Origin of the sequence: Klebsiella sp. CN_Kp113 (genome assembly GCF_040064585.1) — a bacterium.
In the GTDB taxonomy this organism is placed as follows: Bacteria; Pseudomonadota; Gammaproteobacteria; order Enterobacterales; family Enterobacteriaceae; genus Klebsiella; species Klebsiella michiganensis.
Genome location: NZ_JBEAID010000016.1, coordinates 1 through 24,601, shown reverse-complemented (window position 1 = coordinate 24,601; position 24,601 = coordinate 1). Strand labels below are relative to the sequence as shown.

29 protein-coding genes are annotated in these 24,601 nt (G+C 55.1%); 21 read left to right on the top strand and 8 right to left on the bottom strand.

Annotation, left to right across the window (positions count from 1 at the left end):
* Positions 1-128 precede the first annotated feature (128 nt).
* The 5 genes from ppiA (at position 129) to ABLV30_RS08130 (ending at position 3,471) form a co-directional block, all read left to right on the top strand.
* Positions 129-698, top strand: a complete 570-nt coding sequence (ppiA, locus tag ABLV30_RS08150) for a peptidylprolyl isomerase A (RefSeq protein WP_004854889.1) — start codon at positions 129-131, stop codon at positions 696-698.
* 108 nt (positions 699-806) lie between these two features.
* Positions 807-974: a YhfG family protein gene (locus ABLV30_RS08145; protein WP_102803170.1), complete on the top strand. Its 168-nt coding sequence runs from the start codon at positions 807-809 to the stop codon at positions 972-974.
* Positions 964-1,566, top strand: coding sequence for a putative adenosine monophosphate-protein transferase Fic (locus ABLV30_RS08140; RefSeq protein ID WP_009654847.1), 603 nt, complete (start codon positions 964-966; stop codon positions 1,564-1,566). The genes ABLV30_RS08145 and ABLV30_RS08140 overlap by 11 nt, the downstream gene beginning before the upstream one ends.
* A 31-nt stretch (positions 1,567-1,597) precedes the next feature.
* Positions 1,598-2,161 (top strand): aminodeoxychorismate synthase component 2, encoded by a 564-nt coding sequence (gene pabA / locus ABLV30_RS08135; protein ID WP_014227049.1) that lies wholly within the window; start codon positions 1,598-1,600, stop codon positions 2,159-2,161.
* Positions 2,162-2,250: 89 nt separating this feature from the next.
* Positions 2,251-3,471 (top strand): aspartate aminotransferase family protein, encoded by a 1,221-nt coding sequence (locus ABLV30_RS08130; protein WP_025107834.1) that lies wholly within the window; start codon positions 2,251-2,253, stop codon positions 3,469-3,471.
* On the opposite strand, the gene ABLV30_RS08125 is transcribed toward ABLV30_RS08130, so the two are convergent.
* Complete coding sequence (locus ABLV30_RS08125) at positions 3,461-5,539, bottom strand: YccS/YhfK family putative transporter (protein ID WP_014839675.1); 2,079 nt, start codon at positions 5,537-5,539, stop codon at positions 3,461-3,463. The genes ABLV30_RS08130 and ABLV30_RS08125 overlap by 11 nt on opposite strands.
* Before the next feature lie 51 nt (positions 5,540-5,590).
* Positions 5,591-6,223: a cAMP-activated global transcriptional regulator CRP gene (gene crp / locus ABLV30_RS08120; protein ID WP_000242758.1), complete on the bottom strand. Its 633-nt coding sequence runs from the start codon at positions 6,221-6,223 to the stop codon at positions 5,591-5,593.
* A gap of 304 nt (positions 6,224-6,527) precedes the next feature.
* Between crp and ABLV30_RS08115 the strand changes: the two genes are divergently transcribed.
* The gene (locus ABLV30_RS08115; protein ID WP_004854875.1) at positions 6,528-6,932 is read left to right on the top strand and encodes an OsmC family protein; all 405 of its coding nucleotides are present in this window, start codon (positions 6,528-6,530) and stop codon (positions 6,930-6,932) included.
* Between the two features lie 43 nt (positions 6,933-6,975).
* On the opposite strand, the gene ABLV30_RS08110 is transcribed toward ABLV30_RS08115, so the two are convergent.
* The 4 genes from ABLV30_RS08110 to ABLV30_RS08095 form a co-directional block, all read right to left on the bottom strand.
* Positions 6,976-7,848, bottom strand: a complete 873-nt coding sequence (locus ABLV30_RS08110) for a phosphoribulokinase (protein ID WP_004854874.1) — start codon at positions 7,846-7,848, stop codon at positions 6,976-6,978.
* A 35-nt stretch (positions 7,849-7,883) separates the two neighbouring features.
* Positions 7,884-8,102, bottom strand: coding sequence for a YheU family protein (locus tag ABLV30_RS08105; protein WP_004125965.1), 219 nt, complete (start codon positions 8,100-8,102; stop codon positions 7,884-7,886).
* Positions 8,099-9,058, bottom strand: a complete 960-nt coding sequence (locus tag ABLV30_RS08100; protein ID WP_231719137.1) for a hydrolase — start codon at positions 9,056-9,058, stop codon at positions 8,099-8,101. Before ABLV30_RS08100 ends, ABLV30_RS08105 begins: the two co-directional genes overlap by 4 nt.
* A 144-nt stretch (positions 9,059-9,202) precedes the next feature.
* Positions 9,203-9,922, bottom strand: a complete 720-nt coding sequence (locus tag ABLV30_RS08095; protein WP_025107833.1) for an NUDIX domain-containing protein — start codon at positions 9,920-9,922, stop codon at positions 9,203-9,205.
* 196 nt (positions 9,923-10,118) lie between these two features.
* On the opposite strand from ABLV30_RS08095, the gene prs reads away from it, so the two are divergent.
* Entirely contained in the window at positions 10,119-10,988 is an 870-nt protein-coding gene (gene prs, locus ABLV30_RS08090) for a ribose-phosphate diphosphokinase (protein WP_064357751.1), read from the top strand.
* 4 nt (positions 10,989-10,992) lie between these two features.
* A complete protein-coding gene (locus ABLV30_RS08085; RefSeq protein ID WP_163586370.1) occupies positions 10,993-12,483 on the top strand; it encodes a nicotinate phosphoribosyltransferase in 1,491 nt (496 codons plus the stop codon).
* 61 nt (positions 12,484-12,544) lie between these two features.
* Here ABLV30_RS08085 and ABLV30_RS08080 read toward each other — a convergent pair whose 3' ends face one another.
* Positions 12,545-14,449 carry an ABC transporter ATP-binding protein gene (locus ABLV30_RS08080; protein ID WP_004854860.1) on the bottom strand — a complete coding sequence of 635 codons (1,905 nt, stop codon included), beginning with the start codon at positions 14,447-14,449 and terminating at the stop codon, positions 12,545-12,547.
* Positions 14,450-14,624: 175 nt separating this feature from the next.
* Between ABLV30_RS08080 and kefG the strand changes: the two genes are divergently transcribed.
* The 4 genes from kefG (at position 14,625) to slyD (ending at position 17,871) form a co-directional block, all read left to right on the top strand.
* The gene (gene kefG / locus ABLV30_RS08075) at positions 14,625-15,185 is read left to right on the top strand and encodes a glutathione-regulated potassium-efflux system ancillary protein KefG (protein WP_004854856.1); all 561 of its coding nucleotides are present in this window, start codon (positions 14,625-14,627) and stop codon (positions 15,183-15,185) included.
* Positions 15,172-16,977 (top strand): glutathione-regulated potassium-efflux system protein KefB, encoded by a 1,806-nt coding sequence (gene kefB, locus ABLV30_RS08070; RefSeq protein ID WP_014227043.1) that lies wholly within the window; start codon positions 15,172-15,174, stop codon positions 16,975-16,977. The genes kefG and kefB overlap by 14 nt, the downstream gene beginning before the upstream one ends.
* A gap of 11 nt (positions 16,978-16,988) precedes the next feature.
* The gene (locus ABLV30_RS08065; RefSeq protein ID WP_004106389.1) at positions 16,989-17,189 is read left to right on the top strand and encodes a YheV family putative zinc ribbon protein; all 201 of its coding nucleotides are present in this window, start codon (positions 16,989-16,991) and stop codon (positions 17,187-17,189) included.
* 94 nt (positions 17,190-17,283) lie between these two features.
* Positions 17,284-17,871, top strand: coding sequence for a peptidylprolyl isomerase (slyD, locus tag ABLV30_RS08060; RefSeq protein WP_163586369.1), 588 nt, complete (start codon positions 17,284-17,286; stop codon positions 17,869-17,871).
* Positions 17,872-17,930: 59 nt separating this feature from the next.
* Here the strand turns inward: slyD and ABLV30_RS08055 are convergent, their stop codons facing one another.
* Positions 17,931-18,149, bottom strand: a complete 219-nt coding sequence (locus tag ABLV30_RS08055; protein WP_004106384.1) for a protein SlyX — start codon at positions 18,147-18,149, stop codon at positions 17,931-17,933.
* Between the two features lie 222 nt (positions 18,150-18,371).
* On the opposite strand from ABLV30_RS08055, the gene fkpA reads away from it, so the two are divergent.
* The 9 genes from fkpA to ABLV30_RS08010 form a co-directional block, all read left to right on the top strand.
* Positions 18,372-19,190, top strand: coding sequence for an FKBP-type peptidyl-prolyl cis-trans isomerase (gene fkpA, locus ABLV30_RS08050; RefSeq protein ID WP_025107830.1), 819 nt, complete (start codon positions 18,372-18,374; stop codon positions 19,188-19,190).
* 166 nt (positions 19,191-19,356) lie between these two features.
* Positions 19,357-20,079, top strand: a complete 723-nt coding sequence (locus tag ABLV30_RS08045) for a transcriptional regulator (protein WP_004106380.1) — start codon at positions 19,357-19,359, stop codon at positions 20,077-20,079.
* A complete protein-coding gene (gene tusD, locus ABLV30_RS08040; RefSeq protein WP_025107829.1) occupies positions 20,079-20,465 on the top strand; it encodes a sulfurtransferase complex subunit TusD in 387 nt (128 codons plus the stop codon). Before ABLV30_RS08045 ends, tusD begins: the two co-directional genes overlap by 1 nt.
* Positions 20,465-20,824 (top strand): sulfurtransferase complex subunit TusC, encoded by a 360-nt coding sequence (gene tusC, locus ABLV30_RS08035; protein WP_004854839.1) that lies wholly within the window; start codon positions 20,465-20,467, stop codon positions 20,822-20,824. The genes tusD and tusC overlap by 1 nt, the downstream gene beginning before the upstream one ends.
* A 7-nt stretch (positions 20,825-20,831) precedes the next feature.
* Positions 20,832-21,119, top strand: a complete 288-nt coding sequence (tusB, locus tag ABLV30_RS08030; protein WP_025107828.1) for a sulfurtransferase complex subunit TusB — start codon at positions 20,832-20,834, stop codon at positions 21,117-21,119.
* 124 nt (positions 21,120-21,243) lie between these two features.
* Entirely contained in the window at positions 21,244-21,618 is a 375-nt protein-coding gene (gene rpsL, locus ABLV30_RS08025; protein ID WP_002920115.1) for a 30S ribosomal protein S12, read from the top strand.
* A 95-nt stretch (positions 21,619-21,713) separates the two neighbouring features.
* Positions 21,714-22,184 carry a 30S ribosomal protein S7 gene (gene rpsG, locus ABLV30_RS08020; protein ID WP_004106370.1) on the top strand — a complete coding sequence of 157 codons (471 nt, stop codon included), beginning with the start codon at positions 21,714-21,716 and terminating at the stop codon, positions 22,182-22,184.
* 96 nt (positions 22,185-22,280) lie between these two features.
* Positions 22,281-24,395 carry an elongation factor G gene (gene fusA, locus ABLV30_RS08015; protein ID WP_004115957.1) on the top strand — a complete coding sequence of 705 codons (2,115 nt, stop codon included), beginning with the start codon at positions 22,281-22,283 and terminating at the stop codon, positions 24,393-24,395.
* A 70-nt stretch (positions 24,396-24,465) separates the two neighbouring features.
* Positions 24,466-24,601: GTP-binding protein (locus ABLV30_RS08010; RefSeq protein WP_009484166.1), on the top strand; the 136-nt coding region annotated here is incomplete at its 3' end.

The following is a 24,601-nucleotide window of genomic DNA, read 5'->3' as shown; positions in this document are numbered from 1 at the left end:
GCCGATCGCCAGGCCCACCGTTACAACTGTTTCAGCTAAGTAAAATTAGGTAAAAGGCTGGCCCAGGATGCAAAGGCTCTTTAGAATCAAAGCACTCGGTTTTTATTCTGCTCCGTTAAGGAATTTCCATGCTCAAATCAACTCTCGCGGCGGTGGCTGCCGTTTTCGCCATTTCAGCATTCTCCCCGGCCATGGCGGCAAAAGGGGATCCCCATGTGTTGCTGACCACGTCTGCGGGCAATATTGAGCTTGAGCTGAATAGCCAGAAAGCACCCATCTCGGTGGATAACTTCCTCAAGTACGTGAACAGCGGCTTTTATAACAACACCACTTTTCACCGGGTGATCCCGGGCTTTATGGTGCAGGGCGGCGGCTTTAACGAGCAGATGCAGCAGAAACAGCCTAATCCACCGATTAAAAACGAAGCCGACAACGGCCTGCGCAATACGCGTGGCACCATCGCCATGGCGCGTACCGCCGATCAGGACAGCGCCACCAGCCAGTTCTTTATCAATATTGCGGATAACGCCTTCCTCGATCATGGCCAGCGTGATTTTGGCTATGCGGTGTTTGGTAAAGTCGTTAAAGGTATGGACGTGGCGGATAAGATTTCTCAGGTGCCGACCCATAACGTTGGGCCGTATCAGAATGTACCGTCCAAACCTATCGTGATCCTTTCCGCAAAAGTTCTGCCGTAATTTTATTTTGCGCGGGTAACCCGTACCCGCGCAGCCCCCGCTTCCCTGCGAAATCGTTTTTTGCCGCTTATACTTGTGGCAACTGCGGACGCGTCAGGGAGGTGTTAAATGAAAAAGCTCACCGAAAAACAGAAGTCCCGTCTCTGGGAGGATCGACGTAACGTGAATTTTCAGGCCAGCCGACGGCTGGAGGGCGTCGATGTTCCGCTGATAACCCTTACCCCCGAAGAAGTCCTGGCGCGCATTGCGGCGTTAAGGAGCCACTATGAGCGATAAATTCGGCGAGGGGCGGGACCCCTATCTCTACCCCGGTCTTAAGGTGATGCGCAACCGCCTGGGAATTCGCCAGGCTCAGCGACTTGAGCAGGCGGCGTGGGAGCTGACCGCATTACGCGCGGCAACCATTGAACTCGGGCCGTTGGTGCGGGGATTGCCTCATCTCTGCGCTATTCATCGCCAGCTCTATCAGGATGTCTTCGACTGGGCAGGGCAGCTGCGTGAAGTTGATATCTATCAGGGCGACACCCGTTTCTGCCATTTTGCCTATATCGAAAAAGAGGGGAACGCGCTGCTTCAGGATCTTGAAGAGGAAGGTTATCTGGTGGGTCTCGCGCAGGATAAATTCATTGAACGTCTTGCTCATTACTACTGCGAAATTAACGTCCTGCATCCTTTCCGTCTCGGTAACGGCATGGCGCAACGCATTTTCTTTGAGCAGCTGGCTATTCATGCGGGCTATACGCTGGATTGGCGCGATATTGCGGTCGATGCGTGGAACCAGGCCAACCAGAGCGGAGCGATGGGCGACCTTTCTCCACTGCGGACGATATTTCGCAAAGTGGTAAGCGAAGCGACGGAAACTGAGTAGAATAGCGCGGTTCTTTGTTCCCGGAGCCGCTATGATCCTGCTTATCGATAACTACGATTCTTTCACCTGGAATTTGTACCAGTATTTCTGCGAACTTGGGGCGGAAGTGCTGGTCAGGCGTAACGACGAGCTGACGTTAGCGGACATTATTTCCCTGGCGCCAGCGAAAATCGTTATCTCGCCGGGCCCCTGTACGCCGGATGAGTCGGGGATTTCACTGGCGGCGATCCGCCATTTTTCCGGCCAAACGCCGATCTTAGGCGTTTGCCTCGGCCATCAGGCCATCGCCCAGGTTTTCGGCGCCGCTATCGTACGAGCCGCCAAAGTCATGCACGGGAAAACGTCCCCCGTCAGCCATACCGGCCAAGGGGTGTTCCTTGGACTGAATAACCCGCTTACGGTGACCCGCTACCACTCCCTGCTCATTGATCCGCTAACGCTGCCTGAATGCTTTGAGGTGACCGCCCGCAGCGAAGAGGGAGAGATCATGGGCATTCGCCACCGCGTGTTCGATCTCGAGGGCGTGCAGTTTCATCCGGAGAGTATTCTCAGCGAGCAGGGCCACCAGCTGCTGGCAAACTTCCTCAATCGGTGATTTGTAGTTGCCATGAGTTGATTTTTTATGCATATTTTGTGATTAGATTATCATAATCATTGCTGCATAACGTAAAGGATGGGCACCACATGGCAACTGAACAACCGGCAATCACCCGCGCTACATTCGATGAGGTCATTTTGCCGATTTATGCACCGGCAGAATTTATTCCGGTGAAGGGTAAGGGAAGCCGGGTATGGGATCAGCAGGGTAAAGAGTACGTTGATTTCGCCGGTGGGATTGCCGTGACCGCGCTCGGTCATTGCCATCCGGCGCTGGTGGCGGCACTGCATGAGCAGGGTGAAAAGCTGTGGCATACCAGCAACGTTTTTACCAACGAACCGGCCCTGCGACTCGGGCGGAAGCTGGTGGATGCGACTTTTGCCGATCGCGTCGTGTTTATGAACTCCGGTACGGAAGCTAACGAAACGGCTTTCAAGCTGGCTCGCCATTACACCGTGACCCGCCATAGCCCGTACAAAACCAAAATCATCGCTTTCCATAATGCGTTTCACGGTCGCTCGCTTTTCACCGTCTCGGTCGGCGGTCAGCCGAAATATTCCGACGGGTTTGGGCCGAAACCGGCCGATATCGTTCACGTGCCGTTTAACGATTTACACGCGGTGAAAGCCGTGATGGACGATCATACCTGCGCGGTGGTGGTCGAGCCGATTCAGGGTGAAGGCGGAGTGACGGCGGCGACGCCGGAATTCCTGCAAGGATTGCGCGATCTCTGCGACCAGCACCAGGCACTGCTGGTGTTTGATGAAGTACAGTGCGGTATGGGGCGTACAGGCTCGCTGTTTGCCTATATGCACTACGGCGTGACGCCGGATATTCTGACCAGCGCCAAGGCGCTTGGCGGCGGCTTCCCTATCAGCGCGATGCTGACCACCCATGATATCGCCAGCGCTTTCCACGCCGGTTCTCACGGCTCAACCTACGGCGGTAACCCCCTGGCCTGCGCGGTCGGCGGAGCGGCCTTCGATCTGATTAACACGCCGGAAGTGCTGGACGGCGTCACCGCGAAGCGCGAGCTGTTTGTTGAGCACCTTCAGCGCATTGACGCGCGGTTCGATCTGTTCAGCGATATTCGCGGCATGGGTCTGCTTATCGGCGCCGAGCTGAAGCCGCAGTATCACGGGAAGGCGCGCAATTTCCTCTACGCCGCCGCAGAGGCGGGCGTCATGGTGCTCAATGCCGGACCGGACGTGATGCGCTTCGTACCGTCGCTGGTGATTGATGATAGCGATATTGCTGAAGGCATGGCGCGCTTTGCCCTGGCGGTTGAGCGGGTGCTTAGCGCTTAGTGGCGCGCAGCCAGATGCCATGATGCGGACGCTGACGCCATGCCACCGATGAAATGGTGTGCATGGTGTTCAGATGCCCGAGGATGCGCTGCAAATGCTGCTCCATCGTACTGAGCGGGCCGCGAGGAACCTCCGCATCCTGCGCCTCCATAATGTTCACATCCCCCGCGCTGCCCGGCCCGTCGGAATCCAGCCGCTGCTGGCAGCGCTGGAGCGCAATCTCGCAGGATTCCAGATAACGCTGCGCCAGATCCGGCGTCAGCATATTGTGCTCGCGCGCCAGAGTGGTCATCGCGTTAATATGCTCGACAATAAACTGGCTGTGGGTCACCCACAGCTTCATGTCTTCCAGATAGTGCGAGTTAAAGCCGGGTTCCTGCATCGCCTGATTCAGCGAGTTAAACAGCGCGTTATGCGCCTGATTAACGCGCATGCGCTGGTAGGCCAGCGCCGGGGCCTGATGATCGTCGCTGAGGATCAGCCTGATCGCTTCCTGATCGGCTTCCAGCGCATCGTGGGCATTTTTGCGCAGCAGCCCGCTTTGCCACTGTGGCCATAGCCAGACCATTCCGCCGAAGGCGATCAGACAGCCAATCAGCGTATCAATCAGTCTGGCGATGATAAACTGCTCGCCGTTCAGGGTGAGCAGCTGCAGAGTGTACACCGCCGTCACCGTAAACCCGACCATCGCCCAGCCGTAGTGCTTGCGGATAATCAGATAGCTTAACAGCGTGATGAACAGCATCGCGGTCAGCGTATAGCCTTCAGGAACGTGAAAGTGCAGCGTGAGCCCGGCAATGACCAGTCCCGCAATGGTTCCGGCAGCCCGATGGACGATACGTACCCGGGTTGCGCCGTAGCCGTTTTGCGTCACGAACAGCACGGTCATCAGGATCCAGTAGGGCTTAGGCAGATGCAGCGCGCTGCCCATCAGGCTGGCGACGCTCAGCATCACGCTGATACGCGCCGCGTTTCGTAACGCCGGCGACTTAAGCGACAGATAGTTTTTCAACGCGGGCAGCAGCGGCAGGCGGCGGGTTTTATCCGCCATCAGGTTACGCGCGTATAGCGGGCGCTGGGTGCGCAGAACCCTGGCAATGCGGCTGAAGTGCCAGGCGCAGAACTGGCCAACCGGATTATCCGGATGCTGCCAGGCGATTTTTTCCAGCGCGCCGATCTGTTTATCCATCTGAAAGCGCTGAGGATAACGGTGGTAGAGGAGATCGTCCGCCAGCTCCCGCAGGCGGGCGGCAACGGTTTGCGCGTTCCAGCGAATCACCGCTTCCGCGTGGCTGCGCTCCACCAGTTTCTGCACCTCTTCCGGCTGATGAAGACTGACGGAAATATGTTCCTGAAGGTCCAGTCCAACCTGGAAAGCGCGCAGCAGGCGTTTGTGATCGCTGCGCTGGTTAGCCGCCAGCATATGCATCTGCTGATAGCACTGGGTAATCAGATCCACCACCTTCTGCTGGCGGTTGAGCAGCGGCGGCAGCGATGTGGCGGGGTCCGTATGCTGGGTAAGCAGACTGTATTTGGCCTCGCAGTAGTTGGCCAGCTCCCGGTAGAGCAGGCTTAATGATTCGCGCAGCGGCTGTTCGCGCCACAGCCAAAACCAGAACCAGTTAAACACGCCATACCATAAGGTGCCCATGGCGTAGATTAACAGCGGCTCCCAGATCGGCATATTGCCAGCGAGACTGAGGGTAAAAATAGCCGCGATAAGCGAGGCGGGCAGCAGCCGAGCGTGCAGGGAGCTGATTTCGGCGGTGACGCCGAGGATGAGCGCCAGACCCGTGAGGATCAGCGGCAAAGGGATGTCTCGCTGCAGAAGGAGCTGAACGATCAGGCTACAGCCGGCAAACAGGCTGCCGCCGATAATCAGGCGTTTAAAGAAGCGTTTATGCGGCGTATCCAGCCCGGCAACGTTGCAGCAGGCGGGAACTAGAGAAAACAGCAGCCCCTGCTGGAGATGACCGAGCAGAAGCCCAATCGCAACCGGCAGACACAACACCAGCGTTTGCCGCAGTGCATAGTTGACTTCCGGGTGGTAAATCAGCCTGCGCCACATGAGGGGAAAACAAAAACGGCGTATTGTTAGGCAATACGCCGTTTTACCGACTTAACGGGTACCGTAGACGACGATAGTTTTACCGTGCGCGGAGATCAGGTTTTGATCTTCCAGCATTTTCAGGATGCGGCCAACGGTCTCGCGGGAGCATCCGACGATCTGACCAATTTCCTGGCGGGTAATTTTAATTTGCATACCGTCCGGGTGGGTCATCGCATCCGGCTGTTTAGCCAGGTTCAGCAGCGTCTGAGCGATACGACCGGTAACGTCAAGGAAGGCGAGGTTGCCGACTTTCTCAGACGTGACCTGCAGACGACGAGCCATCTGCGAAGAGAGACGCATCAGGATGTCCGGGTTAACCTGGATCAGCTGACGGAACTTTTTGTAGGAGATTTCGGCCACTTCACATGCGGTTTTCGCACGTACCCAAGCGCTACGCTCCTGGCCTTCTTCAAACAAGCCTAATTCACCGATGAAATCGCCCTGATTAAGGTAAGAGAGGATCATCTCTTTACCTTCTTCATCCTTGATGAGTACAGCCACGGAGCCTTTAACGATGTAGTACAACGTTTCTGCTTTCTCACCCTGGTGGATCAGCGTGCTCTTTGATGGGTACTTATGAATGTGGCAATGAGACAAGAACCATTCAAGGGTAGGGTCTGTTTGCGGTTTGCCAAGCACCATGCGCGGTTATCCTCTGTTATAAGCTATCTCCGGGTGCCGACACTACACGGCATCCGGGCATGCAATCGTATTGAATCCCTATACCTGGGAATCCGGCTGAAATTTTTCTGCAGCCTGTAATGTGAACTCCTCTGCATACATGCAGTACATCAATGTATTACTGTAGCATCCAGATTGTTTTAGCATAGCTTTCGCCGCATGTCTCCTGGTGTCTCGCTTCAGCATGACCCAGGTCGCCTTCCGTTGCGAGAATTGTTATGTACGCGTAATCTGTCAGGAAAATTACAGCCCTGGAGTTAAATTTATGCAAGCGCGAGTGAAGTGGGTTGAAGGGTTAACCTTCATCGGTGAGTCGGCTTCTGGTCACCAGATTCTGATGGACGGCAATTCCGGGGATAAAGCGCCTAGCCCAATGGAAATGGTACTGATGGCGGCAGGCGGATGCAGCGCGATTGATGTGGTTTCCATATTGCAGAAGGGCCGCCAGAACGTCACCAACTGCGAAGTTAAGCTGACCTCGGAGCGCCGCGAAGAGGCGCCGCGTCTGTTTACCCATATCAATCTGCATTTTATCGTGACCGGTAAAGAACTGAAGGACGCTGCCGTGTCTCGCGCGGTCGACCTGTCGGCGGAAAAGTATTGTTCCGTCGCGCTGATGCTTGAGAAAGCGGTAAACATTACCCACTCTTATGAAGTGATCGAAGGGTAAGCCGAACGCGCCCCGGCCGGCAATCGCGCCACCGGGGTTCTGGCTACTCGCTGATTTTCCTGCCTTCCATCAGCCGCTCAACCAGCGGCGCCATAATCAGTTCCATCGCCAGCCCCATTTTCCCGCCCGGTACCACCAGGGTATTCATATGCGAAATAAACGAGCCCTGCAGCATCGCCAGTAGCCAGGGGAAATCGATATTTTTTAGATTACGGAAATGGATAACGACAAAGCTTTCATCCAGTGAAGGAATGGCTTTGGCCGCAAACGGGTTGGACGTATCCACCGTCGGTACGCGCTGAAAGTTGAGGTGGGTGCGTGAAAACTGCGGGGTGATAAAGTTGATGTAATCTTCCATCGAGCGGACCACGGAATCCATGACCGCCTCACGAGAGTGTCCGCGCTCGCTGGTGTCGCGGATAAGCTTCTGGATCCACTCAAGATTGACGATGGGCACCACGCCGACCAGCAGGTCGACATGGTTTGCTACGTTATGCTGCGGCGTCACAACGCCGCCGTGCAGGCCTTCATAAAACAGGACGTCAGTCGGTTCCGGCAGCGGCTGCCAGGGCGTGAAGGTCCCCGGAACCTGATTCCACGGCACGGCCTCGTCATAGGTATGTAAATATTTGCGCGACTGGCCTTTGCCGCTTTGCCCATATTCGGCGAACGTGTGTTCCAGCAGGCCGAAGTCGTTAGCCTCGGGGCCAAAGTAGCTGATATGTTTGCCCTGATCGCGCGCTTTACGGATCGCCATGTCCATTTCCGGACGGGTATAGCGGTGAAAGCTATCGCCTTCAACTTCGGCGGCGTGCAGATTAAGCTGGGCGAAAATTTTGCGAAAGGCGAGGCTGGTGGTCGTGGTTCCCGCGCCGCTGGAGCCCGTGACGGCAATCACCGGATGTTTGGCAGACATAACAACTCCCAGAGTAAACGATAGTGTGTGCCGCCTTAGCCGTGAAACTGCTTGCGGGGCATGATATTCACCGTTTCGTGCAGTTCTGACCACACCAGCACGGCTTCTCCGCTTTTCAACTGCTGTTTAACATCCGCGACTTTATCCGTCAGCGAACGTTCATGTTCACCATAATCGGTGCCTTCACGTAATACAAAACTTTCGATCAGGTTATCCAGCGTTTCGGGATCGAGATCTTGCCAGGGAATGATCATATTTGCGCTCCTAGCCAACGGGTTAGCCAATCCGGGATGCGTTTTTCAAGCCACATTTCAGGCTTACGCAGCGTGCCGCCGACGAAGCCAACGTGCCCGCCGTGCTCCGTGAGCTGATATTCGACATTCGCCGGCAGCTGCTCCTGCGGGGGAATCGAGTGGTGATCCATAAAGGGATCGTCCTTCGCGTGAATAATCAGCGTGGGCTTAGTGATATCGCTCAGGCGCGGCATGGCGCTACACTGGCGATAGTAGTCCAGCGCATCGGCAAAACCGTGGATCCTGGCCGTAATGCAATCGTCAAACTCGCGGATACGGCGCATGCTTTTTAGCTGGCGTAAATCGACGGGCAGAGAGCCGGGATAGGCTTTTAGCTTACGCGCGGCGTTGGCTTTCAGCAGGTTGAGCAGGTAGCGCTGATAAACGCGGGAGAAACCTTTGTCCATATGATAGCTACAGGCTTCCAGCATAAACGGCGCCGAGACGATAACCGCGGCATCAACGGGAATAGCGTCGCCTTCTTTTGCCAGCAGGCAGCCCAGCATATTGCCCCCGAGCGAATATCCCACCGCGGCGGTGGGGACCGTGCCGTACTCGCGCTGGAGCCAGCGCAGAAACCAGGAGCCGTCTTCCGTTTCGCCCGAGTGGTAGATGCGGTTATTCCGGTTGGGTTCGCCGCTACAGCCGCGAAAGTGCATTACCACGCCCAGCCAGCCGCGCTGCATTGCCGCATGGATAAGTCCGTGTGCGTAAGGGCTGTGTAGGCTCCCCTCCAGGCCATGAAATACCACCAGACGAGGTTTATGGCGCGCCTGAGAAGGGTCTTCACTCCATGCCAGATCGACAAAATCGCCGTCCGGCAATTCCAGACGCTGCCAGTGGGGAGTAAAGCGGAGTTTGCGACGGATTAGCCGCGGCAACATGGTTTGCAAATGACGATTGCCTACGCCGCGCATCGGATGAAACTGCTGCGAGTCGTCTTCAGGGGGCGTCATTTCTGTAGGAGTGATATCAACCATAGCACCAGAGCAATAAATAATCTTTATAACATACTATACCGCGCATGAAGTGCGCAGGTTAGCCCATATGTGGCCTTGCGGCTAATCGGCCAGCAGGTTACGTGAAAAGAGATGAAAATCGACGCCGGGTTTACGCCGCCATAGCCGCGCTTTCCGCGCGCCGGTTGCCGCTGTTTCACCGGTCTCTTCAAACATTCCGGAGGCTTCGAAGCGGCGAATCAGGCTTTTGCGTTGAATCGGCTGACCAAGGATGATTTCCGTGGCTTCCAGCAGCTGACCATGGGTAAAGGTCTCCGGCAGACAGTAAACCGGCAGTAAAGAGTACATCGTTTTTTGGCGTAAGCGATGCAGACCGGCGTCGATAATCTTTTGATGATCGAAAGCCAGCGAATAGCTATCCAGCTGCGCCACCGGCACCCAGCGGGCATCGCTGACGCTGGCGATATGCGGCTGACACTCTACCCACGAGATTAACGCAAACCAGGCGATAGTCAGGCTCCAGCCGCGCGGATCGCGATCCGGCCCGGAGAAGGTGTCGAGCTGCTCCAGCCATGACGGTGAAATCCCGGTTTTTTCCGTGAGCTTACGTAGCGCCGTGGCGCGGGTTGAATCATCGTGCGCCAGATCGATAAAGCCGCCGGGTAGCCCCCACGCCCCCTGCTGCGGTGGATTAGCGCGCTCAACCAGCAGAACGCACAGCGCCCCTTCATGCAGGGTAAACAGGACGCTATCGACGGTCACCAGCGGCGAGGGAAAGCGGCTGGCATCGTATTGGCTGAGGTATTCGGCATCGTTGGTCATAGAGCGCTCGCAGCGGAAAAGAACGCTGACAAGTGTACCAGCCCCTTCCTGAGCAGCAAGCCTACATTTTTATTATTGTTTTTCAACTGCTTAATTCACATCTCCGCTTAAATGACATTTAACGCTTGCACAATATGTGTCTTAGGGACATTATTGATTGTGTCTTAGGGACATAATTTAATGAGCGGAGGTCATCATGAGCGAAAAATTTACCCTGGAACTGGATGATGAGGCGTTTACGCTTGCCAGCGGCGTCTTTCCCGATGGCGCTGTGTGGCTGAAGGTGACCAATCCACTACCGCCTTCTGCCCGTCTGATGCGCATCCGGGCGGTTGCTCTGCGCGACATGAACGATTTTATGCTGCTGGCGCAGCTGGTGGAGGCCGTGCGTCATGTTACCGACGTGACGTTTAGCCATCTGGAACTGCCGTGGCTGCCGTGGGCGCGTCAGGATCGTCATATGGTGCCGGGAGACAGCTTCGCGCTGAAGGTCTTTGCCAGGCAGCTTAATACCCTTGGCTTTGACAAAGTCGTGGTGCTTGACCCGCACAGCGATGCCGCAGCGGCGGCAGTCAATAATATGGTCGCGGTGGCTCAACAGCACTGTCTTCTGCAGAGCGCCGGTCTGCGTCAGGCTATTGCTGCCGGGGAGCTGATGCTGGTGGCGCCGGATGCCGGCGCGCTAAAGAAGATTCATCCTGTGGCTAAAGCCTGCGGTGCCGGAGAGTTCGCGATCCTCGGTAAAGAGCGTGATCTTGCCAGCGGCGCGTTAACCGGTTTTTCCCTGCTGACCGGTGATGTCGCGGGGAAAGCGGTGCTTATTGTTGACGACCTCTGCGACGCTGGCGGCACCTTTATCGGCTCGGCGCAGGTGCTGCGCGAGGCGGGCGCCCGCAGCGTGAGTCTGTACGTCACCCACGGTATTTTTTCCAAAGGCGTAGAGCATCTGTTGAATAACGGCATCGATGCCGTTTACGCCACCACCTCTTTGACTTCTCCTGCCCTGGCTCATCCGCAGCTGGAGCTTATCGATATTGACGCCATCTACCGCGCACATTGGGGATAACATGATGAAAATAAATCCGATTCTGGCCATTGATGGTTATAAAGTTTCCCATCGCGTGCAGTATCCGCAGGGGACAACGAAGGTTTACTCTAACTTTACCCCGCGCAGCGATCGTTTTTTCCAGTCGCCGCAGGCCGATGGCAAGCTGGTGTTTTTCGGCCTGCAGGGCTTTCTGCAGTGGTTCCTGGTCGATCTGTTTAACGAGGCGTTTTTCGCCCGCCCGGAAGAGGAGGTCGTGAACGAGTATAAGCAGGTGATGGACGGCTATCTGGGGCGCGATACGGTTGGGGTGGAGCCTATTCGCGCTCTGCATCGCCTTGGCTATTTACCGCTGCATATCAAAGCGCTGGATGAAGGCACCAAGGTGCCGATGAAAGTACCGGTGCTGACCATCACCAATACGCAACCTGAGTTCTTCTGGCTGGTGAACTATCTGGAGACGGTGCTTTCGGCGGAGCTGTGGAAAGCGTCAACCAACGCGACCATCGCCCACCACTATCGCCTGATTTGCGAACGCTGGGCGGAGAAAACCTGTAGCGATCTGACGCACCTTGATTTCCAATGTCACGACTTTTCGTTTCGGGGGATGTCCGGACTGCACGACACTGCGCAGTCGGGCTGCGGACATCTGGCCAGCTTCAAAGGGACCGATAGCCTGCCTTCGCTGCTGTATGCCCGTGATTATTACACTCGCGGTGAAGATGAGCTCATCGGTGCCAGCATTCCGGCTACGGAACACAGCGTGATGTGTATGGGCGAGCGCGAGCGGGAAATTGAAACCTTTCGCCGGCTGATTACCGAAGTCCACCCGCAGGGTTTCGTCTCTATCGTCTCGGATACCTGGGACTACTGGCAGGTGCTGACCGAATACACCCGCGAGCTGCAGGCAATAATTATGCAGCGTCAGGGGCGCGTGGTATTCCGTCCGGACAGCGGCGATCCGGTGGCGATTCTGTGCGGAACCGCAGCTGACGACGACACCCGCAGCGAGCGCAGCGCCGAGGAGAAAGGCTCCGTGGAGGTTCTGTGGGAAATTTTTGGCGGCACTATCAACGAAAAAGGATACAAGGTGCTGGATCCGCATGTCGGCCTGATTTACGGCGATTCCATTACTCTCGCCAGAGCGGATGAGATCCTGCGTCGCCTGGAAGCGAAAGGCTTTGCCAGCGCTAACGTGGTGTTCGGCGTGGGTTCATTTACCTACCAGTACAACACCCGCGATACCTTCGGCTTCGCGATGAAGGCAACCTGGGGGGAGGTGAACGGCGAGGGAAGAGCCCTCTTTAAGGAGCCGAAAACCGATAATGGTCTTAAACGTTCGGCGCGTGGTCTGCTGCGCGTGGAACGCGACGCCTTGGGGGAACTGCAGCTGTACGATGGGCAAACGCTGGAACAGGAGCAGCAGGGTGAGTTAAAAACGCGCTTTCTGGATGGCAAGCTGTACGGCTATGCCTCGCTGTCGCAGATCCGCGCCCGGCTGGCGGCGCAGCGCTAAGCCAGGGTGCGGAGGATGAAAAAAGGCGGGTTAGCCCGCCTTCACGTATGGCATATTGCCGCTAGCCTTCCTGCAGCATCTGCTCCAGCTGCTCCTGGGCATCCAGCCAGGCCATTTCACACTCTTCCAGCCCGGACTTCGCGCTGGCCTGCTGCTGTAGACACGCGGTGAGCTCGGCTTTGCGGCTTTGATCGTACAATTCGCTGTCGCCCAGCTTCTCTTCCGCCTGCGCCAGCTGCGCGTTGAACTTCTCCATCTCTTTTTCCAGTCGGGCGATCTCTTTGCGCAGCGGCTGGGTCAGCGTACGCAGCTCGGCTTCCCGGCGTTTCTGATCTTTACGCGCCTGGGCGCTGTTGCCGTTTTCCTTTGGCTCTTCCGATGTCTGGCTTTCCTGCTTTTGCGAGTCGCTCAGCCACTGCTGATAGTCTTCAAGATCGCCATCGAAAGGTTCGACTTTGCTGTCGTGCACCAGATAAAGGTCATCGGTGGTGGAGCGAATCAGATGACGGTCGTGCGAAACCACCACCAGCGCGCCTTCAAAATCAATGAGCGCTTCGGTTAGCGCCTGGCGCATATCGAGATCGAGGTGGTTGGTGGGTTCATCAAGCAGCAGCAGGTTAGGCCGCTGCCAGACGATTAACGCCAGCACCAGGCGCGCTTTCTCGCCGCCGGAGAAACGCTTTGTCTCTTCGTTGACTTTATCGCTCTGGAAGCCGAAACCGCCCAGATAGTCGCGCAGCTTCTGCTCCAGCTCCTGCGGCGCAATACGGGCAAGATGCTGCAGCGGGGATTCGTCGGCGCGCAGAAACTCCAGCTGATGCTGAGCGAAGTAGCCAAGCTTGATGCCTTTCGCCAGACCAATTTCACCCTGCAGCGGCTGTAGCTCGCCGGCCAGCAGTTTTATCAGCGTCGATTTACCGGCCCCGTTGCGCCCCAGCAGACCGATGCGCGAACCGGGAACCAGATTCAGCTTGATTGAGTCGAGAATCACGCGCTCGCCATAACCGGCGCTGACCTTTTCCATTTTCAATAGGGGATTGGGCAGGCTTTCCGGCGCGCGGAAGCTAAAGTGAAACGGGTTATCAACGTGGGCAGGGGCGATGAGCTCCATACGCTCGAGCATTTTGATACGGCTTTGCGCCTGTTTAGCTTTGGTGGCTTTGGCGCGAAAACGGTCGATGTAGCTCTGCAAATGCGCGACGCGCAGCTGCTGGCTCTCATACATCGACTGTTGCTGCGCAAGACGGGTCGCGCGCTGCACTTCAAATGAGCTGTAGTTGCCGGTGTACTCGAACATCGTTTGCTGTTCGATATGGATAATTTTGTCGACGATCGGATCGAGAAAATCGCGATCGTGGGAGATCAGTATCAGGGTCCCCGGGTAGCCTTTGAGCCACTTCTCCAGCCAGATGACCGCGTCGAGATCGAGGTGGTTCGTCGGTTCATCAAGCAGCAGCAGATCGGAACGGCAAATCAGCGCCTGCGCGAGGTTGAGACGCATACGCCAGCCGCCGGAAAAGTCGCTCACCGGTCTTTCAAGCTGTTCGTTGCTGAAACCGAGCCCGTGGAGCAGGCTGGCCGCACGCGAGCGGATGGTCCAGGCGTCGATGGCGTCCAGCTTACCGTGGACCGTCGCGATGGCATGGCCGTCATTACGTTCGTTGGCTTCGTGCAGGTCCGCCTCCAGCTTGCGGAATTCGCGATCGCCATCAATAACATAGTCAATAGCCGGCTGCGCAAGCGCAGGCGTTTCCTGATTAACCCAGGCCAGCTGCCAGCTGCCGGGGAAGGTCATTGAGCCGCCGTCGGCGCTAATCTCGTTTTTCAAAAGCGAAAGCAGCGTGGATTTACCGCAGCCGTTTTTACCCACCAGGCCGACTTTTTGCCCTGGGTTGATGGTGGCGGTAGCGTTGTCCAGCAGGACGCGTACGCCGCGACGAATTTGTAAGGAGGAGAAAACAATCATAAGGCGCCGTATGTTCTGACTATGTTAATTTGTCATTATGATAATGTAGTGTCGAGCGAATCGCTCAACCGGGCCGCAATGGTAGCCCAAAATGAAGATGATACACAAAGTCATTCTGGTTGCGTCGGGACGCAGCCGCTGCACAGGCCGCCAGAAGACGTTCGGGAGGGGAAAGATGTCTCAGACAGCGAAAGTTTTGCTGCTGTATGCCCACCCAGAATCTCAGGATTCCGTGGCCAACCGGGTTTTGCTTGAACCGGCCTTACAGTTGTCGAATGTTACCGTGCACGATCTCTACGCGCACTATCCGGATTTTTTTATCGATATCGCCTGCGAGCAGGATCTCCTGCGCCAGCATGAGGTGATTGTTTTCCAGCATCCGCTCTATACCTGGAGCTGCCCGGCGCTGATGAAAGAGTGGCTGGACAGGGTGCTCAGCCGCGGCTTTGCCAGCGGGGCGGGAGGGAATCAGCTGGCGGGAAAGTACTGGCGTAGCGTCATTACTACCGGCGAGCCGGAGAGCGCCTACCGGCGCGATGCCCACCGTTATCCGATGAATGATATTCTCCGCCCTTTCGAACTGACCGCCGGTATGTGCCGCATGCACTGGATGAGCCCGATTATCGTCTACTGGGCGCGTCGGCAATCACCCGACGATCTGAAAAGCCGCGCTCGCGCCTACCGCGATTGGCTGGCTAACCCTGTAACGGCGGGAGGTCCAAATGGCGGGAGCTGATTTACTGCTGGCCGGGGTGTTATTTCTGTTTGCCGCCGTAGTGGCGGTGCCGCTGGCGGCGAGGCTGGGTATTGGTGCCGTGCTGGGGTATCTGTTGGCCGGTATCGCCATCGGCCCCTGGGGATTAGGCTTCATCAGCGATGTGGATGAAATTCTTCACTTCTCAGAATTAGGCGTCGTCTTTCTGATGTTTATCATCGGACTGGAGTTGAATCCGTCCAAGCTGTGGCGGCTGAGAAGCTCCATTTTCGGCGTCGGGGCCGCTCAGGTCGCCTTCAGCGCGCTGATACTTGGCGGTTTGCTCATGCTTAGCGACTTCTCATGGCGCGCTGCGGTGGTTGGCGGAATTGGGCTGGCGATGTCTTCCACCGCGATGGCGCTGCAGCTGATGCGGGAGAAAGGCATGAGCCGCAGCGAGTCCGGGCAGCTGGGCTTCTCCGTACTGCTGTTTCAGGATCTGGCTGTGATCCCGGCCCTGGCACTGGTTCCCCTGCTCGCAGGGTCAGGTGACGACCATTTTAACTGGCTCACCATCGGGATGAAGGTGCTGGCCTTCGGCGGAATGCTGGTTGGAGGTCGTTATCTGCTGAGGCCGGTATTTCGGTTTATCGCCGGCTCCGGCGTGCGGGAGGTCTTTACCGCGGCGACGCTACTGCTGGTTCTTGGATCGGCGTTGTTTATGGATGCGCTCGGTTTGTCGATGGCGCTGGGGACCTTTATCGCCGGCGTCCTGCTGGCAGAGAGCGAGTATCGCCACGAGCTGGAAATCGCCATTGAGCCGTTTAAAGGGCTTCTCCTCGGGCTGTTCTTTATTTCCGTTGGCATGGCGCTGAACCTTGGGGTGCTTTATACCCATTTACTGTGGGTTGTGGCCAGCGTCGCGATACTGGTGACGGTAAAAGGTCTCGTCCTGTATCTTCTGGCACGGGTTTATGGCCTGCGCAGCTCTGAACGGGTGCAGTTTGCCGGCGTGCTGAGCCAGGGGGGAGAGTTTGCCTTTGTGCTGTTCTCACTCCCCGCTTCGCTTCGTCTGTTTCAAAACGATCAGATGGCCCTGCTGCTGGTGACGGTGACATTATCGATGATGACCACGCCGCTGCTGATGAAGCTCATCGATAAAGTCCTTTCGCGGCGATTGAACCAACCTGAAGAGGAGGGCGAGGCTCCGTGGGTTGAAGATGACAAACCGCAGGTGATCATCGTTGGTTTTGGGCGTTTCGGCCAGGTGATTGGCCGTCTGCTGATGGCGAACAAAATGCGTATTACGGTACTGGAGCGCGATATCAGCGCGGTCAATCTGATGCGTAAATATGGCTATAAAGTTTATTTTGGCGATGCGACGCAGCTGGAGCTCCTGCGCTCGGCGGGAGCCGAAGACGCGCAGTCGATCGTTATCACCTGCAACGAGCCGGAAGATACCATGAAGCTGGTGGAGATGTGTCAACAACACTTTCCACATCTCCATATTCTGGCGCGAGCGCGGGGACGCGTTGAGGCCCATGAGCTGCTGCAGGCGGGAGTGGCGCAGTTTTCCCGCGAAACCTTCTCCAGCGCGCTGGAGCTAGGACGAAAAGCGCTTATCTCGCTCGGCATGCATCCCCATCAGGCGCAGCGCGCCCAGCTGCATTTTCGGCGCCTCGATATGCGGATGCTGCGTGAGTTAATGCCGGTGCATAGTGATACCCTGCAGATATCCCGCGTGCGGGAAGCCAGACGCGAGCTGGAGGAGATTTTTCAGCGCGAGATGCAAAAAGAGAGCAGGCAGTTAGACGGCTGGGATGAATTTGAATAAAGGTAAATGATATGGCTGTGCGTAAACGTTTTATCGCCGGTGCGAAATGCCCGGCGTGCCAGGCCCAGGATTCGCTGGCGATGTGGCGTGAGAATAATGTCGATATTGTTGAGTGCGTTAAGTGCGGTCATCAGATGCGTGAGGCGGATAAAGAGGTCCGCGAGCATGTTCGCAAAGAAGAGCAAGTGATAGGCATTTTTCATCCGGACTAGCGTTATCTATCGGCTTTTTTTAAGCTAGAGGGTACACGGGTGCAGAATTCCGCTACAATCTGCGCCACTATTCTTCCCATGCTCAGGAGATATCATGAAAGTAGCAAAAGACCTGGTGGTCAGCCTGGCCTATCAGGTACGTACAGAAGACGGTGTGTTGGTTGATGAGTCTCCGGTAAGCGCGCCGCTTGACTACCTGCATGGTCACGGTTCCCTGATTTCCGGCCTGGAAAACGCGCTGGACGGCCACAACGTTGGCGACAAATTTGACGTCGAAGTCGGCGCTAACGATGCATACGGTCAGTACGACGAAAACCTGGTTCAGCGCGTTCCTAAAGACGTATTTATGGGCGTTGATGAACTGCAGGTTGGCATGCGCTTCCTGGCGGAAACCGATCAGGGTCCGGTACCGGTAGAAATCACCGAAGTGGGTGACGAACACGTTGTTGTTGACGGTAACCACATGCTGGCTGGTCAGAATCTGAAGTTCAACGTTGAAGTTGTCGCGATTCGCGAAGCAACGGCGGAAGAGCTGGAGCATGGTCATGTACACGGTGCTCACGGGCACGATCATGGCCACGACCACGATCATGATGGTTGCTGCGGTGGCCACGGCCATGACCATGACCACGAACATGGCAAAGGCGGCTGCGGCGGCAACGGCGGCTGCGGCTGCCACTAATTCCGCTGCGCTCGCGTCGCGGAATAGAAAAAAGCGGGGAAACCCGCTTTTTTTACGTCTTAATAGTGCGGCGGGGGCGTTTCTTCCGCCTGTGAAGCCATATGCGACGGCTGAGTGGCTTTCAGTTTTTCGACCATCAGGCGCATATGTTCGCGCATCCTCGCCATTTCTATCTCGTGGGCGGTGACGGTCTTGTTGAGGTCTTCAATAGTGATTTCCTGAAACGCCAGTCTGCTCTCCAGCTCCGCAAGGCGAGTCTCTAAAGTGCTATCGTGCATGAGTAACCTCTTCTGTCTTATCCTGCGGGCGGATTCTACTGAAGTTTCAGCATCCGCGCAGCATCGTTACGTCTGACAGGAAACTAATTCATACAAAAATAGTCTTAAATGAGGCGATATTCAGGTACGTCTGTATGTTGATTTGTTCTGCAACGTTCTATAGTACGTTTTTTGTTTTTTACGATAACCCTGGGGTGAGATGCCCCGGCCCTGGAGAAATGGATGAAATCACTGTTTAAAGTAACGCTGCTGGCGACCACTATGGCCATCGCCCTGAATGCACCGCTGAGCTTCGCTGCTGAGACTACAGCGAAAGCGGCACCCGCAACGGACAGCAAATCGGCATTTAAAAATGACGATCAGAAATCTGCTTATGCGCTGGGTGCATCGCTGGGACGTTACATGGAAAACTCCCTGAAAGAACAAGAAAAACTGGGCATCAAATTAGATAAAGATCAGCTGATCGCCGGCGTTCAGGACGCTTTTGCTGATAAGAGCAAACTGTCCGATCAGGAGATCGAACAGACTCTGCAGGCGTTTGAAACCCGTGTAAAAACTGCTGCTCAGCAGAAAATGGAAAAAGACGCCTCTGAGAATGAAGCAAAAGGCAAAGCTTACCGTGACGCCTTTGCCAAAGAGAAAGGCGTGAAAACGTCTAAATCTGGCCTGCTCTACAAAGTCGAGAAAGCGGGGACCGGCGAAACGCCGAAAGACAGCGATACCGTTGTCGTCAACTACAAAGGTACGCTGATCGACGGTAAAGAGTTTGATAACTCTTATACCCGCGGCGAGCCGCTTTCCTTCCGCCTGGACGGGGTGATCCCGGGCTGGACCGAAGGCCTGAAGAACATCAAGAAAGGCGGTAAAATCCAGCTGGTCATTCCACCGGATCTGGCTTACGGCAAAACTGGCGTACCGGGTATCCCGGCAAACTCTACTCTGGTATTTGATGTAGAGCTGCTGGATATTAAACCGGCGCCGAAAGCAGACGCCAAGCCTGAAGCCGCTGCTGAAGCGCCAGCCGCTGACGCTAAGAAGTAATCGGTTTTAAGCCGCCGCCTCCAGGGGCGGCGGTTTTTTTATTGCGGGCAGATATAATTAAAACTGGAAAGAACCTCAGGCGCTGTATTACTTTAGATAGATTAATAATGATGATGAGCCTGCCCTGACGATAACGACAGGCTCCTGAAAAGGAGTGCTTTTTTTCATGTCCAGGTCGCTTTTAACCAACGAGACCAGTGAGCTTGATTTGCTGGATCAACGTCCTTTTGACCAGACCGACTTCGATATCCTTAAATCCTATGAAGCGGTAGTGGACGGGTTAGCGATGCTCATCGGTTCCCACTGTGAAATCGTATTGCACTCATTGCAGGACTTAAAATGTTCCGCTATTCGTATCGCCAACGGTGAACACACCGGCCGTCAAATCGGCTCGCCAATTACCGACCTTGCGCTGCGCATGCTGCACGATATGACTGGAGCCGATAGCAGCGTTTCCAAATGCTATTTTACTCGCGCCAAAAGCGGTGTGCTGATGAAATCGGTCACCATCGCTATCCGCAACCGTGACCATCGGGTCATTGGCCTGCTGTGCATCAACATGAACCTTGATGTCCCTTTCTCACAAATCATGAGCACCTTTATTCCGCCGGAAACGACGGAGGTGAATTCCCAGGTCAACTTTGCTTCATCGGTTGACGATCTGGTGGCCCAGACGCTTGAGTTCACGATTGAAGAGGTGAACGCTGACCGTAACGTTTCTAACAACGCTAAAAATCGGCAGATCGTCCTGAACCTCTATGAGAAGGGGATCTTTGATATCAAAGATGCCATCAACCAGGTGGCCGATAGGCTGAACATCTCTAAGCACACGGTCTATCTCTACATTCGTCAGTTCAAAAGTGGAGATTTCCAGGGGCTGGATAAGTAATGCGCTTTGCCATTACGGTAACGGGGCCCGCTTATGGTACCCAGCAGGCCAGCAGCGCACTACAGTTTGCCCGCGCCGTTTTGCAGGAAGGCCACGAGTTGATCAGCATCTTTTTCTATCGTGAAGGCGTCTATAACGCGAATCAGCTCACGGCGCCCGCCAGCGACGAATTTGATCTGGTTCGGGCCTGGCAGACGCTGCATGACGAACACGCCGTTTCCTTGCATATCTGTGTAGCCGCAGCGTTACGCCGTGGAATCACTGATGAACAGGAGGCACGGCAGTTGAATTTGCCTGGGTATAATTTGCAGCCGGGCTTTACCTTGAGCGGATTGGGCGCGCTGGCGGAAGCCGCGTTAACCTGCGATCGCATGGTGCAGTTTTGATGAAGCGCGTAGCCTTTGTTTTTTCGTCTGCGCCTCATGGTTCAGCGTCGGGCAGGGAAGGGCTGGACGCCCTGCTGGCAACCTCCGCGCTGACGGAGGAGATCGGCGTTTTCTTCGTGGGCGATGGCGTCTTTCAGCTTCTTCCCGGACAGCGCCCCGCAGCGGTGCTGGCGCGCGACTATATCTCCACCTTTAAGCTCTTATCGCTATACGATATCGAACAGTGCTGGATTTGCGCTGCTTCAGCACGGGAGCGCGGTCTGAATTCTGCCACGCCGTGGGTTGTTGATGGCGAATGGCTGGAGCCAGAGGCTTTGCGCGCCCGGCTTGACGATTTTAACGTGATACTGCGGTTCTGAGGCTCGAATGCTCCACACGCTAAGCACATCCCCCTGGCACGCCGATATGGCGGCTATGCTCCGTTTGCTAAAAGAGGGCGACGATCTTCTGCTGCTGTCGGACGGCGTTATCGCCGCTCTCGCGGAAGGCCGTTTCCTTGAAATCCTGCAATCTGCCCCCATATCCCTCTACGCTCTGCAAGAAGATATCGAAGCCCGCGGGCTGGCTGGTCAAATTGCGGACAGTGTCGTCAGGGTTAGCTATACTGATTTCGTCAGACTTTCAGTCAAACATGCAGGTCAGTTGTCCTGGTAATGGCGGGATCGTTGTATATTTCTTGACACCTTTTCGGCACCGCCCTAAAATTCTGCGTCCTCATATTATATGAGGCGATTTATTACGTGTTTACGAAGCAAAAGCTAAAACCAGGAGCTATTTAATGGCAACAATTAACCAGCTGGTACGCAAACCACGCGCGCGCAAAGTTGCAAAGAGCAACGTGCCGGCGCTGGAAGCCTGCCCGCAGAAACGTGGCGTATGTACTCGTGTATATACCACCACTCCTAAGAAACCGAACTCCGCACTGCGTAAAGTTTGCCGTGTGCGTCTGACTAACGGTTTCGAAGTCACCTCCTACATCGGTGGTGAAGGTCACAACCTGCAGGAGCACTCCGTGATCCTGATCCGTGGCGGTCGTGTTAAAGACCTTCCGGGTGTTCGTTACCACACCGTTCGTGGTGCGCTTGACTGCTCCGGCGTTAAAGACCGTAAGCAAGCTCGCTCCAAGTATGGCGTGAAGCGTCCTAAGGCTTAATGGTTCTCCGTTAAGTAAGGCCAAACGTTTTATATTAATGTCAAACTAAACTCTTAGAGTTTTGGACAATCCTGAATTAACAACGGAGTATTTCCATGCCACGTCGTCGCGTCATTGGTCAGCGTAAAATCCTGCCGGATCCTAAGTTCGGATCAGAACTGCTGGCTAAATTTGTAAATATCCTGATGGTAGATGGTAAAAAATCTACTGCAGAAGCAATCGTATACAGCGCGCTGGAGACCCTGGCTCAGCGCTCTGGTAAAAATGAACTGGAAGCTTTCGAAGTCGCTCTCGACAACGTGCGCCCGACTGTAGAAGTTAAGTCTCGCCGCGTTGGTGGTTCTACTTATCAGGTTCCAGTTGAAGTCCGTCCGGTTCGTCGTAATGCTCTGGCAATGCGTTGGATCGTTGAAGCTGCTCGTAAACGTGGTGATAAATCCATGGCTCTGCGTCTGGCGAACGAACTTTCTGATGCTGCAGACAACAAAGGTACTGCAGTTAAGAAACGTGAAGACGTTCACCGTATGGCAGAAGCCAACAAGGCGTTCGCACACTACCGTTGGTAATCCCTTCGGAGTATTAGTCACCAGGCGGGCGCTTCAGATAAGTCGCCCGTTTTGGATAACTTAACTGAACGCCTAAAGAAATAAACGAGGAATCAAATGGCTCGTACAACACCCATCGCACGCTACCGTAACATCGGTATCAGTGCGCACATCGACGCCGGTAAAACTACTACTACCGAACGTATTCTGTTCTACACCGGTGTAAACCACAAAATCGGTGAAGTTCATGACGGCGCTGCCACCATGGACTGGATGGAACAGGAGCAGGAGCGTGGTATTACTATCACCTCCGCAGCGACTACTGCATTCTGGTCAGGTATGGCTAAGCAGTATGAACCGCATCGCGTAAACATCATCGACACCCCGGGGCACGTTGACTTCACCATCGAAGTAGAACGTTCCATGCGTGTGCTTGATGGTGCAGTAATGGTTTACTGCGCAGTTGGTGGTGTTCAGCCTCAGTCTGAAACCGTATGGCGTCAGGCAAACAAATACAAAGTTCCGCGCATTGCGTTCGTTAACAAAATGGACCGTATGGGTGCGAACTTCCTGAAAGTTGTTGGTCAGATCAAAACCCGTCTGGGCGCGAACCCTGTTCCGCTGCAGCTGGCGATTGGCGCTGAAGAAGCGTTCACCGGTGTTGTTGACCTGGTGAAAATGAAAGCCATCAACTGGAACGAAGAAGACGCAGGTGTAACCTTCACTTACGAAGATATCCCGGCAGACATGCAGGAACTGGCCGAAGAATGGCACCAGAACCTGATCGAGTCCGCTGCTGAAGCTTCTGAAGAGCTGATGGAGAAATACCTGGGTGGTGAAGAACTGACTGAAGAAGAGATTAAAACTGCTCTCCGTCAGCGCGTTCTGAACAACGAAATCATCCTGGTAACCTGTGGTTCTGCGTTCAAGAACAAAGGTGTTCAGGCGATGCTGGATGCGGTAGTTGACTACCTGCCATCCCCGGTTGACGTACCTGCGATCAACGGTATCCTGGACGATGGTAAAGATACTCCGGCTGAGCGTCACGCTAGCGATGATGAGCCGTTTGCTGCTCTGGCATTCAAAATCGCTACCGACCCGTTCGTGGGTAACCTGACCTTCTTCCGCGTGTACTCTGGTGTGGTTAACTCTGGTGATACCATCCTGAACTCCGTGAAAGCTGCACGTGAGCGTTTCGGTCGTATCGTACAGATGCACGCTAACAAACGTGAAGAGATCAAAGAAGTTCGCGCGGGCGATATCGCTGCTGCTATCGGTCTGAAAGACGTAACTACGGGTGACACTCTGTGCGATCCTAATGCGCCGATCATTCTGGAGCGTATGGAATTCCCTGAGCCGGTAATCTCTATCGCCGTTGAACCGAAAACCAAAGCTGACCAGGAAAAAATGGGTCTGGCTCTGGGCCGTCTGGCTAAAGAAGACCCGTCTTTCCGCGTATGGACTGACGAAGAATCTAACCAGACCATCATCGCCGGTATGGGTGAGCTGCACCTCGACATCATCGTTGACCGTATGAAGCGTGAATTCAACGTTGAAGCGAACGTCGGTAAACCTCAGGTTGCTTACCGCGAAGCGATTCGCGCGAAAGTTACCGATATCGAAGGTAAACACGCTAAACAGTCTGGTGGTCGCGGTCAGTACGGTCACGTCGTTATCGACATGTACCCACTGGAGCCGGGCTCTAACCCGAAAGGTTATGAGTTCATCAACGACATCAAAGGTGGTGTAATTCCTGGCGAATACATCCCGGCCGTTGATAAAGGCATCCAGGAGCAGCTGAAAGCAGGTCCTCTGGCTGGTTATCCGGTAGTTGATCTGGGCGTGCGTCTGCACTTCGGTTCTTACCACGACGTTGACTCCTCTGAACTGGCGTTTAAACTGGCCGCTTCTATTGCCTTTAAAGATGGCTTTAAGAAAGCGAAACCAGTTCTGCTTGAGCCGATCATGAAGGTTGAAGTAGAAACTCCGGAAGAGAACACTGGTGACGTTATCGGTGACCTTAGCCGTCGTCGCGGTATGCTGCGCGGTCAGGAATCCAACGTGACTGGCGTTGTGATCCACGCTGAAGTTCCGCTGTCTGAAATGTTCGGATATGCAACTCAGCTGCGTTCTCTGACCAAAGGTCGTGCTTCTTACTCCATGGAGTTCCTGAAGTATGATGATGCGCCGAACAACGTTGCTCAGGCCGTAATCGAAGCCCGTGGTAAATAAGCCGCAGGGTTAAAACCAAAGTCCCGTGCTCTCTCCAGAAGGGGAGAGCACTATAGTAAGGAATATAGCCGTGTCTAAAGAAAAATTTGAACGTACAAAACCGCACGTCAACGTCGGTACTATCGGCCACGTTGACCATGGTAAAACTACTCTGACCGCTGCAATCACTACCGTTCTGGCTAAAACCTACGGTGGTTCTGCTCGCG